This is a genomic window from Mesorhizobium sp. B2-7-1 (assembly GCF_006440735.1).
Classification (GTDB): Bacteria; Pseudomonadota; Alphaproteobacteria; order Rhizobiales; family Rhizobiaceae; genus Mesorhizobium.
Genome location: NZ_VFUA01000005.1, coordinates 46,437 through 58,279, shown reverse-complemented (window position 1 = coordinate 58,279; position 11,843 = coordinate 46,437). Strand labels below are relative to the sequence as shown.

The window sequence follows — 11,843 nt, the reverse complement described above, 5'->3', positions numbered from 1 at the left end:
AGGGGTCTTCACCATGGGCATTATCTACGAAGAGGCCTCGGTCTGGCAGTTCCTGTTCGTCACCTGCCTGCTCGGCGGCTGGGCGGCATGGATGACCGGCAAGGCGGCGGCGCAAACCTGGAACACGTATGTACAGCTGTTCTTCTACATGCTCGGTCTCGGCGTCGGCGTCAGGTTCATCCATCATGCGCTGTTCGAGGGCACGATGTTCTCGCTGCATTACTATATCGTGGACACCATCGTGCTGATGATACTGGGCTTCCTCGGCTATCAATACACGCGCACCAACCAAATGGTCACGCAGTACAACTGGCTCTATGAAAGAGCTTCCTTGTTAAGCTGGAAACCGAAAGGTTGACGTTCACCATTACGCCGTTTCGGGCATGAATCGGCGTGACAAGTGCCTGAAAATCGGCATTCTATGCTTTCTGCGATAAGGGTGGGCATCGCATGAAAGTATCATCCACGCCCACTCCGTAAATGGGAGCGTTTCAATGAAAAAGTCACTTTTGTCCGCCGTTGCGCTGACCGCGTTTATCGCGTTCAGCGGCAGCGCGTGGGCCGCTGACATCCTGATCGGCGTCGCCGGTCCGATCACCGGCCCGAACGCCGCGTTCGGCGCGCAGCTGCAGAAGGGCGCGGAACAGGCGGTCGCCGACATCAACGCGGCGGGCGGCGTCAATGGCCAGATGCTCAAGCTCGAGGTCGGCGACGACGTCTCCGATCCCAAGCAGGGCATCTCGGTCGCCAACAAGTTCGTCGCCGACGGCGTCAAGTATGTCGACGGCCACTTCAACTCGGGCGTCTCGATCCCGGCGTCGGAAGTCTATGCGGAGAACGGCATCCTCGAGATGACGCCTGCCGCGACCAACCCGCAGTTCACCGAGCGCGGCCTGTGGAACACCTTCCGCACCTGCGGACGCGACGACCAGCAGGGCAAGGTGGCCGGCGACTACATCGCCAAGAATTTCAAGGACGCCAAGATCGCCATCATCCACGACAAGACGCCTTACGGCCAGGGCCTTGCCGACGAGACCAAGAAGAACCTCAACGCCGACGGCATCAAGGAAGTGATGTATGAAGGCGTGAATGTCGGCGACAAGGACTTCTCCGCCCTCATCGCCAAGATGAAGGAAAACGGCGTCACGCTCATCTATTGGGGCGGTCTGCATACCGAAGCCGGCCTGATCATCCGCCAGTCGGCCGACCAGGGCCTGAAGGCGCCGCTGTTCTCGGGCGACGGTATCGTCTCCAACGAACTGGCCTCGATCGCCGGCGATGCCGTTGCCGGCACGCTCAACACCTTCGCTCCGGATCCGCGCAAGAACCCGGCCGCCAAGGAAGTCGTGGAGAAGTTCCGCGCCGCCGGCTTCGAGCCGGAAGCCTACACGCTCTACTCCTATGCCGCGGTGCAGATCATCGCCCAGGCCATCGTCAAGACCGGTTCGGCCGACGATCCGCAGAAGGTCGCCGCGACGATCAAGTCGGGCGGTCCGTGGAAGACGGCCATCGGCGAGATCGGCTACGACGCCAAGGGCGACATCACCCGTCCGGACTATGTGATCTACGAATGGAAGAAGGGCGACGACGGCAAGTACAGCTACTTCGAGAAATAAGCCGGCGAACTCTAAAGCAGGCCGTGAGACCTGCTTCAGGTTCTTCATTTCAAGCATGTCTTTGTGCCGAAACCGCCGCAAACTTTCGGGAGACATGCTTTAGCCGACTTTTCACGGATGCCCGGCGCTCAGCGCCGGGCATTTTCGTTTGTGGGCGCGACTGACCGGAAAGCGCAGCGCCATGCCCCGGATCGGCCACCCACCGCCGACCGCCGGTGTTCGAACAATAGCAATGACGATTTGGCGCAAACAAGCGACCTAAATCGTTTTAGGTGTCGCTCAAATTTGTTTGCACTGCAGCATTTTCACGCTAATCATTGCGCCGGTTCAACGTTCCTTACGCTGCTGGAGCCCAGTCCTTGGCCATCACGAAGATACTCGTCGCCAACCGGTCCGAAATTGCCATCCGCGTCTTCCGCGCGGCCAACGAGCTCGGCCTCAAAACCGTGGCGATCTGGGCGGAGGAGGACAAATATTCACTGCACCGCTTCAAGGCCGACGAGAGCTATCAGGTTGGGCGCGGACCGCATCTTGGCAAGGATATGGGCCCGATCGAGAGCTACCTGTCGATCGAGGAGGTGATCCGAGTCGCCAGGCTGTCGGGCGCCGACGCCATCCATCCCGGCTACGGCCTGCTCTCGGAAAGCCCGGAATTTGCCGAGGCCTGCGCCGAGGCCGGCATCACCTTCATCGGCCCGAAGCCGGAAACGATGCGCCGGCTCGGCAACAAGGTCGCCGCGCGCAACCTGGCGATCGAAGTCGGCGTGCCGGTCGTGCCGGCAACCGACCCGCTGCCGGACGACATGGACGAGGTCAAGAAGCTCGCCGCGCAAATCGGCTATCCGGTGATGCTGAAGGCCTCGTGGGGCGGGGGCGGCCGCGGCATGCGCGCCATCCGCGCCGAGGCCGACCTGGCGCGCGAGGTGATGGAAGGCAAGCGCGAGGCCAAGGCCGCCTTCGGCAAGGACGAGGTCTATCTCGAAAAGCTGATCGAGCGCGCCCGCCATGTCGAGGTGCAGGTGCTGGGCGACACCCATGGCAACGCCGTGCACCTGTTCGAGCGCGACTGCTCGATCCAGCGCCGCAACCAGAAGGTCGTGGAGCGCGCGCCGGCGCCCTATCTCAGCGAAGAGCTGCGCCAGGAGCTGTGCGCCTATGCGCTCAAGATCGCGCGCGAGACCAGCTATATCGGCGCCGGCACGGTCGAGTTCCTGCAGGACGCCGACACCGGCAAGTTCTATTTCATCGAGGTCAATCCGCGCATCCAGGTCGAGCACACCGTCACCGAGCAGGTGACCGGCATCGACATCGTCAAGGCGCAAATCCACATCCTCGACGGCTTCGCCATCGGCACCAAGCAATCGGGCGTGCCGGCGCAGAAGGACATCAGGCTCAACGGCCACGCGCTGCAGTGCCGCATCACCACCGAGGATCCGGAGCACAATTTCATTCCGGACTACGGCCGCATCACCGCCTATCGCGAGGCGGCCGGCTTCGGCATCCGCCTCGATGGCGGCACCGCCTATTCGGGCGCGGTCATCACCCGTTTCTACGATCCGCTGCTCGAGAAGGTGACGGCCTGGGCGCCGACGCCCGGCGAGGCGATCTCACGCATGAACCGGGCGCTGCGCGAGTTCCGCATCCGGGGCGTCGCCACCAACCTCACCTTCCTCGAAGCGATCATCAACCACCCGCGCTTCGCCGACAATTCCTACACGACCAGGTTCATCGACACGACGCCGGAGCTGTTCGAGCAGGTGAAGCGGCAGGACCGCGCCACCAAGCTGCTCACCTATCTGGCCGATGTCAGCGTCAACGGCCACCCCGAGACGCGCGGCCGGCCGATGCCGAAGGCGAATGCGGCCGCACCCGTCGTGCCTTATCTCAACGGCAATGTTCCGGACGGCAGCAAGCAGCGGCTCGATGCGCTCGGCCCCGAGAAATTTGGGACCTGGATGCGCGAGCAGCGCCAGGTGCTGGTCACCGACACGACGATGCGCGACGGCCACCAGTCGCTGCTCGCCACGCGCATGCGCACGCATGACATCGTCGGCATCGCCGGCACCTATGCGCGGGCGCTGCCGCAATTGCTTTCGCTCGAATGCTGGGGCGGCGCCACCTTCGACGTTGCCATGCGCTTCCTCACCGAGGACCCGTGGGAGCGGCTGAGCAAAGTGCGCGAGGCCGCGCCCAACCTTCTGCTGCAGATGCTTTTGCGCGGCGCCAACGGCGTCGGCTACACGAACTACCCCGACAATGTCGTCCAGCATTTCGTCAAGCAAGCCGCCAGCGGCGGCGTCGACCTGTTCCGCGTCTTCGACTGCCTGAACTGGGTCGAGAACATGCGCGTCGCCATGGACGCGGTCGGCGCCGAGGGCAAGCTTGTCGAAGCGGCGATGTGCTACACCGGCGACATCCTCGATCCGGCGCGCGCCAAATACGACCTCAAATATTATGTCGGGCTGGCCAAGGAGCTGGAAGCGGCCGGCGCGCATATCATCGCCGTCAAGGACATGGCCGGCCTGCTGAAGCCGGCCGCAGCGCGCGTGCTGTTCAAGGCGCTGCGCGAGGCGACCGACCTGCCGATCCATTTCCACACGCATGACACGTCGGGCCTGTCGGCGGCGACCGTGCTTGCGGCGGTGGAGAGCGGCGCCGACGCCATCGACGCGGCGATGGATTCCTTCTCCGGCAACACTTCGCAGCCCTGCCTCGGCTCGATCGTCGAGGCGCTGAAGGGCACCGAGCGCGACCCCGGCCTCAACCCGCAATGGATCCGCAACATTTCTTTCTACTGGGAGGCGGTACGCAACCAGTACGCCGCCTTCGAGAGCGATCTCAAGGGACCTGCCTCGGAAGTCTACCTGCACGAAATGCCGGGCGGCCAGTTCACCAACCTCAAGGAGCAGGCGCGCTCGCTCGGGTTGGAGACGCGCTGGCACGAGGTGGCGCAGGCCTATCACGACGTCAACCTGATGTTCGGCGACATCGTCAAGGTGACGCCCTCGTCCAAGGTGGTGGGCGACATGGCGCTGATGATGGTCAGCCAGGATCTCACCGTCGCCGATGTCGAGAACCCGGCCAAGGACATCGCCTTCCCGGATTCGGTCGTGTCGATGCTCAAGGGCGATCTCGGCCAGTCGCCCGGCGGCTGGCCGGCGGCGCTGCAGAAGAAGGCGCTGAAGGGCGAGAAGCCGATCACGGCGCGGCCCGGCTCGCTGCTGAAAGCAGCCGACCTCAAGGCCAGCCGCAAGGACATCGAGGGCAAGCTCGAGCGCAGGCTCTCGGAGTATGAGTTCGCGTCGTGGCTGATGTACCCGAAGGTGTTCACCGACTTCGCCGCGGCGCAGGAGACCTATGGGCCGGTGAGCGTGCTGCCGACGCCGACCTATTTCTACGGCATGAAGTCGGAAGACGAGATCTTCCTCGACATCGAGAAGGGCAAGACCCTGGTGGTCCGCTGCCAGGCGTTCGGCGATGTCGACGACAAGGGCATGGTCACCGTGTTCTTCGAGCTCAACGGCCAGCCGCGTCGCGTCAAGGTGCCGGACAGGGCGCATGGCGCCTCCGCCGCCAAGGCGCGCCGCAAGGCCGAGCCCGGCAATGAGGGACATGTCGGCGCACCGATGCCCGGTGTGGTGTCGGCGCTCGCCGTGGCGGCCGGCCAGGCGGTCAAGGCGGGCGACGTGCTCTTGTCGATCGAGGCGATGAAGATGGAAACCGCGCTGCATGCCGAACGCGACGGCGAGATCGCCGAAGTGCTGGTCAAGGCCGGCGACCAGATCGATGCCAAGGATCTGCTCGTAGCCTTTAAGTGACGGCTCGAACTGGAGTCGGATGGACGACTGACAGCAGTCGTCCACAGGGGCTCGACAAGTGTCTTGACCCGCCGCGCCCGCTCGGGCAGGGAACCCGCTCCAATTCGCCGTGACGGGAATCGCCACGGCTCCAGAAGACGCGGAGAGAAAAATGGCCGACGAAATCACCGAGACCAGCCAGACTGTAGCCGCCGGCCAGCTGCGCACCATCATCGAGCGCATCGAGCGGCTCGAGGAAGAGAAGAAGACGATCTCCGACGACATCAAGGACGTCTATGCCGAAGCCAAGGGCACCGGCTTCGACACCAAGGCGATCCGCACCATCGTGCGGCTGCGCAAGAAGGACCAGGCCGAGCGCCAGGAAGAGGAAACCATCCTGGACCTCTACAAGGCCGCTCTCGGCATGGCCTGAGGAGACTGTTTGGAAATTCTACTCCGGCGGCCATCTGATGGCGTTTTCTGCGCTACTGCAGCGCCGCGCGTCCTCTTGGACGCGCAAAGGACGCTGCAGCAATTTTACTTGGCGCATGATCCTTTCCGAAAATCGATTTCGATTTTCGGGGTCATGCGCAGGCTCACGGACCCAAAAGTCCGCTGCGCTACGGTTCTCGAAACCGCCACCATATGACTCGCCAGAGCGAATTTCGAAACAGTCTCGGCCAGCGGGGCAGCCGGCCATGAACGAATTCGACTTCGGCGGCCGGCGCGCCTCGGAGTTCCGCCATCGCGGCTTCTGGGCGCTGTTCGCCGAGCGGCATCCGGAAGAAAGGCCAAGGATGGCGCGACGCGGGCCTTGGTTCTGGCAGCGTGGGCTGCCGGACTTCGCCCTGGTTCTTTCGATGTATGTCGCGCCGGCGCAGAACCATGTCGGCGTCTTCTTCGGGCGCAATGAGAAGTTCGGCGCCACCGAGTCCTGGTCGCGGCTGAAGCCGTTTCAGCCCACGATCGAGGCGAAGCTGAAGCTCAAGCCCGACCAGAGCGCGCAGGACCTCGGCATCAATTCACTATGGCACGTGAACTGCTATGCCGAGGACAATTGGCCGGCGATGACCGACTGGCTGGTGACGGAGTGCTCGCGCTTCGAAGAAGCCGTGACCGATGTTCTGGGGCAGGAATAGGTCGCCGGCGATGACGGACTTCTTCCGTACGCGCTGGAGGGGCGAGGTTCCGCCCGATCGGCTGTTCTGGCGCGACATGCTGATTGTCGGGACGATCTTGAGTATCGCCTCTTCGGCGCTGGCGCTGATCCTGCTTGGATTGAAGCTGCCGCTCTGGCTGGTGCTGCCGGTGCATTTCCTCCCCGTTCCCTACAACATCTTCCTCACCATCGCCGTCTGGCGGACGGCCGAGAAGAGCGGCGGCTTGAAGGCGCAGCTGATGATGCTGGGCTCGGCGCTCTGGCTGATCGCGACGGTCGTTGTTTGAGCTATACGAAAAAGGGCGGCCGAAGCCGCCCTTTGCGAAGCCGGTTCCGAGGCATCAAGCCGCCGGTTCGAAGCGCAGCGCTACGCCATTGATGCAATAGCGCAGGCCGGTCGGCGGCGGGCCGTCCTCGAAGACATGGCCGAGATGGCTGCCGCAGCGCGCGCAATGGCATTCGGTGCGGACCATGCCGTAGCTGCGGTCGACGGTGTTCTCGATGGAGCCCGGGACCGGGTCGTTGAAGCTCGGCCAACCGGTGCCGCTCTCGAATTTCAGCTTGGATTCGAACAGCGGCTGGTCGCAGCCGACGCAGAAGAAGGTGCCGGCGCGCTTCTCATAGAGGAGCGCGCAACTGCCGGGACGCTCGGTGCCGTGGTTACGCATTACGGCATATTGCTCCGGCGTCAGCCGGGCGCGCCACTCGGCATCGGTGCGGGTGACGGGATAGGCGTGCGTGTCCATGAAATCTCCTCGGCCTTGGCGGCTCGTTGTTGGTTGCAACGGGTATTCGTCGGAACATAGGCGTTTGTTACAGACGCTTCCAGCGGAAGTGGGCTAATGCTTGCGCGACAACTGCCTGGTCGCGACCTCAAGCCCGGCCAATGTCAGCGGGAACATGCGGCCGCCGAAGATATCGCTGATCAGCTGGATCGAATGCGTGTAGCGCCAGTTCTTCTCGGCTTCGGGATTGAGCCAGATCGCGTTCGGCCATTGCTGCAACAGGCGGGCCAGCCACACGCTGCCGGCCTCCGGGTTCCAATGCTCGACCGAGCCGCCCGGATGGGCGATCTCGTAGGGGCTCATCGAGGCGTCGCCGACGACGACCACCTTATAGTCCGGCCCGTATTTGTGGATCAGGTCGAAGGTCGGGATCGTTTCGGCGAGGCGGCGGCGATTGTCCTTCCAGACGCGCTCGTAGAGGCAGTTGTGGAAGTAGAAATATTCGAGCTGGCGGAACTCGGCGCGCGCCGCCGAAAACAGTTCCTCGACGCCGCGTATATGGTCGTCCATCGAGCCGCCGACATCGAAGAACATCAAAAGCTTCACCGCATTGCGCCGCTCGGGCCGCGTCTTGACGTCGAGATAGCCGTGCTCGGCGGTGGCATGGATGGTGCCTGGCAGGTCGAACTCCTCCTCGGCGCCCTCGCGCACCCAGCGGCGCAGCCGCTTCAGCGCCACCTTGATGTTGCGGGTGCCGAGCTCGACCGTGTCGTCGAAATTCTTGAATTCGCGCTTGTCCCAGACCTTCACCGCGCGGCGATGCCGGCTTTCGTGCTGGCCGATGCGCACGCCTTCGGGATTGTAGCCATAGGCGCCGAAGGGCGAGGTGCCGCCGGTGCCGATCCATTTCGAGCCGCCCTGATGCCGGCCTTTTTGCTCTTCCAGCCGCTGCTTCAGCGTCTCCATCAGCTTGTCGAAGCCGCCCAAGGCCTCGACCAGCTTCTTCTCCTCGTCGGTCAGGTGCTTTTCGGCCAGCCGGCGCAGCCATTCCTCCGGGATGTTGGCGACATCGACGGCATCGGGTCCACCGAGCGCCTCGACCCCCTTGAAGACATGCGCGAAGACCTGGTCGAACCGGTCGATATGGCGCTCGTCCTTCACCAGTGCCGAGCGCGCGAGGTAATAGAAAGCCTCGACGTCATAATCGACCAACCCGGCTTCCAGCCCCTCCAGCAGCGACAGATATTCCCTGAGCGAAACGGGAACCCGCGCGGCCTTCAGCTCGAGGAAGAAGGGGATGAACACTTGCTATCTCTGTCTCACGATCACGGCGGAATCACCGCTGGCACTGTCGATTTCGCCGGATCGCAACAAATCCACCAGCGCACGCGGTTTGGGAACGGGCAAGTGCTTCGCTATCCGAGCTTCGGTCCACTCACAGACGGCGAACGCCGCGTCGGCAATCGCTTGCTCGGGGCTTACGCCGCCTCCGTGGCAGCCTGGAAGGTCAGGCACCCGCACGCCCCACACGTTATTGGAGCCATCCAAAATTCCGATATAGCGAGTCATTCAGCCCGCTCTGCAGTGCTAAATCCCGCGCTCTTCATAGCAGATCGTATTCGATGAAGCCTGTCCGCCGCGCCACATGGTCGTAGAGCCTGCGCGCCGTGGCGTTGGTTTCGTGTGTCATCCAGTAGACGTTCTTGACTCCGATCTTGCCGGCCTCGTCCTGCACCGCCTTGATCAGCGCCGCGCCCACGCCCTTGCCGCGCACCTTCGGGTCGGCGAACAGGTCCTGCAGGTAGCAGTTGTTTTTCTCGGACCAGCCGGAGCGGTGGTAGAGATAGTGGGTGAGGCCGACGGCCTTGCCGTCGAGCGTGGCGATGAAACCCTTCGGCTCGAACTCGCCATCCGTGAACAGGCGCTTCCAGGTGATCGCGTAGACCTCTTCCGGCAGCTTCGTCTCGTAAAAGGTCAGATAGTCGGTCCACAGCCGGCGCCATTCGGCGTGGTCGGACTGCGCGAGCGGGCGGATGATGATCTCGGACATTTTTTCCTCCAACATTTAGGCCCGAAGCTGCGCTGAGGACGACTGGTCGGCAACGGTCCACGGACGGGGAAAGCGCTATTGCTGGCGCCTCGCCATGAAGGCCAGGCGCTCGAACAGATGCACGTCCTGCTCGTTCTTCAAGAGCGCGCCATGCAGTTTCGGCAGCATGTTCTTGGGGTCGGCGCGCAGATCTTCGGGCGCGATGTCGTCGGCGACCAGCAGGCGGATCCAGTCGAGCGCCTCGGAGGTCGAGGGCTTCTTCTTCAGGCTGGGCACATCGCGGATCTCGTAGAACTGGGTGAGCGCCGCCCGCACCAAATTCTGCTTGATGCCGGGGTAGTGCACCTCGACGATGCGGTGCAGCGTGTCGATGTCGGGGAAGCGGATATAGTGGAAGAAGCAGCGGCGCAGGAAGGCGTCCGGCAGCTCCTTCTCGTTGTTGGAGGTGATGATGACGATCGGCCGGAACTCGGCGCGGATGGTCTCACCGGTCTCGTAGACGAAGAACTCCATCCGGTCGAGCTCCTGCAGCAGGTCGTTGGGGAATTCGATGTCGGCCTTGTCGATCTCGTCGATCAGGAGCACGACCTTCTTCCGCGCCGCGAAGGCATCCCACAGCTTGCCGCGCTTGATGTAGTTGGCGATGTCGTTGAAGCGCTCGTCGCCGAGCTGGCTATCGCGCAGCCGCGAGACGGCGTCATATTCGTAGAGGCCCTGCTGCGCCTTGGTGGTCGACTTGACGTTCCACTCGATGAACTCCAGCCCAAGTGCCGACGCGACCTGACGCGCAAGTTCGGTCTTGCCGGTGCCGGGCTCGCCCTTGACCAGCAAGGGCCGTTCCAGCGCGATCGCGGCGTTGACCGCAACCATCAGATCCTTGTCGGCGACGTAAGCCGCGGTGCCTTCGAAACGCATCTTTTCTCCTGTCCGTGCGGCTGGACCCTAAGGAGCCATGCGCATGCGCGCAAGGCTGGGATGTGGAGGGTGAGAATAACGTCGACCAGGACGCCCCTATCTCTGGCGCTCGGCTAACCATCGGCCTATATTTGCTTCTGGCGGTCTGCGCTTCCCGGCAGGAGAAACTTATCCCCGGGGCCTTATCGATCCTTAGGGAGCTGTCCCTGGGAAGACCCGTGGGTTTTCTCACACGGCGCCCACCTACTTTGTAGGCACCCGGGATCGACATCTCCACCGGTTGTGTGGATCGTCACTCTCTCGATTTTGAGAACCATGCGGTAGAAAACGTCGCTCCTGCAACTTCGCCCAGATCTGGTCATCTCTACCGTCGGCGCATGTCACCTTCAAAAGACCTGAAAAAACAGCTTCGCAAGGAAGCGCTGGCGCGACGCGACGCGCTCGACGAATTCTGGCGCGTCGAGATCGCGCTCGAAATGGCCGAGACCGGCAAGGAGAAAATCGACTTCGAGCCCGGCCGGGTCGTCTCCGGCTTCTGGCCGATGCGCTCGGAGGTCGATGTGCGGCCGCTGATGTTCGCGCTGCGCGAGAAGGGCGCCAGGCTCTGCCTGCCGGCGATCCTCGACAAGACCACGATCGTGTTCCGCGAGCTTGTGCGCGGCGCGCCGATGGTCGAGATGGGGTTCGGCACGGTCGGGCCGCACGAGGAGGCGGAAGTGCTCGACCCGACGCTGATGCTGGTGCCGCTCGCCGCCTTCGACGCCCGCGGCCACCGGATCGGCTACGGCGCCGGCTATTACGACCGCGCCATCGCCAGGCTCGCCGACAAGGGCATCACGCCCAGGCTGATCGGCATCGCCTTCGACTGCCAGGAAGTCGAGCGGGTGCCGGAAGAGAACCACGACGTCATCATTGCGGAAATATTGACCGAGAGCGGGTTGCGCCGCTTCGATATCGCTTAAACTATCGCGACCTGCTTAACGCGTTTCGAAGACAAGTCGGATAATAGTCCCGCAGCTATAGTCGAGCCGGCGGGGGTCGTGGTGTTTGTTCTTGCGCGCTATCTGCTGATGCCGTTCGCGCTGATCGCGGTGATCCTGTTCTTGATGGCGTCGCACATCATCGCAACCTCGCTGCATCACCAGGCCGCCTGGCAGCGCACGGTCGCCACCGTGACGGATGTCAGTCCCTACAGCGAGATGCAGGCGAACGGGCTCAAGACGGACGGCATCGATGTCGCCTTGGCTTATGTCGTCAACGACGCGCCGACGACATGGTCCGGCAAGGGCAAGGATGTCGGTCTCTACACGGCGGCCAAGGGCGACAGGATAGAATTCTACTACGACCCCGCCGATCCATCGAACCTCGATACCGCGGCGATGAAGGGCTGGCGTGGCGGATTGCTGTTGCTTGCGGTCACCGGTGGCTTCGTCGCCTTCTATGTCTGGTTCTTCTGGCTGCGCGGGCGCAACACGCCGCCGGCCTCGCCGATAATGTCCGCGGCCACCCGCATGTCGGGCGCAAGGCAACAGCAGCCCGGCACTTTCGGCCGGCATTAGGACCGGTTGCCACCTACGCTTG

Annotated in this window: 13 protein-coding genes and 1 other RNA gene; 9 read left to right on the top strand and 5 right to left on the bottom strand. The window is 63.2% G+C overall.

Annotated elements, in window-relative coordinates; genetic code table 11:
- Positions 1–13: 13 nt before the first annotated feature.
- The 6 genes from FJ471_RS03640 to FJ471_RS03615 all read left to right on the top strand — a co-directional run bounded on the left by FJ471_RS03640 (position 14) and on the right by FJ471_RS03615 (position 6,859).
- Positions 14–358: a DUF6867 family protein gene (locus tag FJ471_RS03640; protein WP_140801799.1), complete on the top strand. Its 345-nt coding sequence runs from the start codon at positions 14–16 to the stop codon at positions 356–358.
- Positions 359–494: 136 nt separating this feature from the next.
- The gene (locus FJ471_RS03635) at positions 495–1,616 is read left to right on the top strand and encodes a branched-chain amino acid ABC transporter substrate-binding protein (protein ID WP_140801798.1); all 1,122 of its coding nucleotides are present in this window, start codon (positions 495–497) and stop codon (positions 1,614–1,616) included.
- Positions 1,617–1,975: 359 nt separating this feature from the next.
- A complete protein-coding gene (pyc, locus tag FJ471_RS03630) occupies positions 1,976–5,434 on the top strand; it encodes a pyruvate carboxylase (RefSeq protein ID WP_140801797.1) in 3,459 nt (1,152 codons plus the stop codon).
- A 151-nt stretch (positions 5,435–5,585) separates the two neighbouring features.
- Positions 5,586–5,846, top strand: coding sequence for a DUF2312 domain-containing protein (locus FJ471_RS03625; RefSeq protein ID WP_140801796.1), 261 nt, complete (start codon positions 5,586–5,588; stop codon positions 5,844–5,846).
- Positions 5,847–6,111: 265 nt separating this feature from the next.
- The gene (locus tag FJ471_RS03620; RefSeq protein ID WP_140801795.1) at positions 6,112–6,552 is read left to right on the top strand and encodes a hypothetical protein; all 441 of its coding nucleotides are present in this window, start codon (positions 6,112–6,114) and stop codon (positions 6,550–6,552) included.
- A gap of 10 nt (positions 6,553–6,562) precedes the next feature.
- Positions 6,563–6,859 (top strand): hypothetical protein, encoded by a 297-nt coding sequence (locus FJ471_RS03615; RefSeq protein ID WP_140801794.1) that lies wholly within the window; start codon positions 6,563–6,565, stop codon positions 6,857–6,859.
- A 54-nt stretch (positions 6,860–6,913) separates the two neighbouring features.
- Here the strand turns inward: FJ471_RS03615 and msrB are convergent, their stop codons facing one another.
- From msrB to FJ471_RS03590, 5 genes are all read right to left on the bottom strand, one after another.
- Entirely contained in the window at positions 6,914–7,318 is a 405-nt protein-coding gene (gene msrB, locus FJ471_RS03610) for a peptide-methionine (R)-S-oxide reductase MsrB (protein WP_140801793.1), read from the bottom strand.
- A 93-nt stretch (positions 7,319–7,411) separates the two neighbouring features.
- Complete coding sequence (locus FJ471_RS03605) at positions 7,412–8,602, bottom strand: VWA domain-containing protein (RefSeq protein ID WP_140801792.1); 1,191 nt, start codon at positions 8,600–8,602, stop codon at positions 7,412–7,414.
- Positions 8,603–8,605: 3 nt separating this feature from the next.
- Positions 8,606–8,866: a type II toxin-antitoxin system HicB family antitoxin gene (locus tag FJ471_RS03600; RefSeq protein ID WP_140801791.1), complete on the bottom strand. Its 261-nt coding sequence runs from the start codon at positions 8,864–8,866 to the stop codon at positions 8,606–8,608.
- 34 nt (positions 8,867–8,900) lie between these two features.
- The gene (locus FJ471_RS03595) at positions 8,901–9,347 is read right to left on the bottom strand and encodes a GNAT family N-acetyltransferase (RefSeq protein WP_140801790.1); all 447 of its coding nucleotides are present in this window, start codon (positions 9,345–9,347) and stop codon (positions 8,901–8,903) included.
- 75 nt (positions 9,348–9,422) lie between these two features.
- Positions 9,423–10,262 (bottom strand): MoxR family ATPase, encoded by an 840-nt coding sequence (locus FJ471_RS03590; protein ID WP_140801789.1) that lies wholly within the window; start codon positions 10,260–10,262, stop codon positions 9,423–9,425.
- Positions 10,263–10,401: 139 nt separating this feature from the next.
- On the opposite strand from FJ471_RS03590, the gene ssrS reads away from it, so the two are divergent.
- The 3 genes from ssrS (at position 10,402) to FJ471_RS03575 (ending at position 11,821) form a co-directional block, all read left to right on the top strand.
- Positions 10,402–10,557, top strand: a non-coding RNA gene (gene ssrS / locus FJ471_RS03585) — 6S RNA.
- An 82-nt stretch (positions 10,558–10,639) separates the two neighbouring features.
- Positions 10,640–11,224, top strand: a complete 585-nt coding sequence (locus FJ471_RS03580; RefSeq protein ID WP_140801788.1) for a 5-formyltetrahydrofolate cyclo-ligase — start codon at positions 10,640–10,642, stop codon at positions 11,222–11,224.
- A gap of 78 nt (positions 11,225–11,302) precedes the next feature.
- A complete protein-coding gene (locus FJ471_RS03575; protein WP_140801787.1) occupies positions 11,303–11,821 on the top strand; it encodes a DUF3592 domain-containing protein in 519 nt (172 codons plus the stop codon).
- The last annotated feature ends 22 nt before the right edge of the window (positions 11,822–11,843 follow it).

Excerpts from the sequence above, each read along its gene's own strand:
- FJ471_RS03640 (WP_140801799.1), top strand. The coding sequence starts at position 14 with ATGGGCATTATCTACGAAGAGGCCTCGGTCTGGCAGTTCCTGTTCGTC.
- FJ471_RS03635 (WP_140801798.1), top strand. The coding sequence starts at position 495 with ATGAAAAAGTCACTTTTGTCCGCCGTTGCGCTGACCGCGTTTATCGCG.
- FJ471_RS03625 (WP_140801796.1), top strand. The coding sequence starts at position 5,586 with ATGGCCGACGAAATCACCGAGACCAGCCAGACTGTAGCCGCCGGCCAG.
- FJ471_RS03620 (WP_140801795.1), top strand. The coding sequence starts at position 6,112 with ATGAACGAATTCGACTTCGGCGGCCGGCGCGCCTCGGAGTTCCGCCAT.
- FJ471_RS03615 (WP_140801794.1), top strand. The coding sequence starts at position 6,563 with ATGACGGACTTCTTCCGTACGCGCTGGAGGGGCGAGGTTCCGCCCGAT.
- msrB (WP_140801793.1), bottom strand. The coding sequence starts at position 7,318 with ATGGACACGCACGCCTATCCCGTCACCCGCACCGATGCCGAGTGGCGC.
- FJ471_RS03600 (WP_140801791.1), bottom strand. The coding sequence starts at position 8,866 with ATGACTCGCTATATCGGAATTTTGGATGGCTCCAATAACGTGTGGGGC.
- FJ471_RS03595 (WP_140801790.1), bottom strand. The coding sequence starts at position 9,347 with ATGTCCGAGATCATCATCCGCCCGCTCGCGCAGTCCGACCACGCCGAA.
- FJ471_RS03590 (WP_140801789.1), bottom strand. The coding sequence starts at position 10,262 with ATGCGTTTCGAAGGCACCGCGGCTTACGTCGCCGACAAGGATCTGATG.
- FJ471_RS03580 (WP_140801788.1), top strand. The coding sequence starts at position 10,640 with ATGTCACCTTCAAAAGACCTGAAAAAACAGCTTCGCAAGGAAGCGCTG.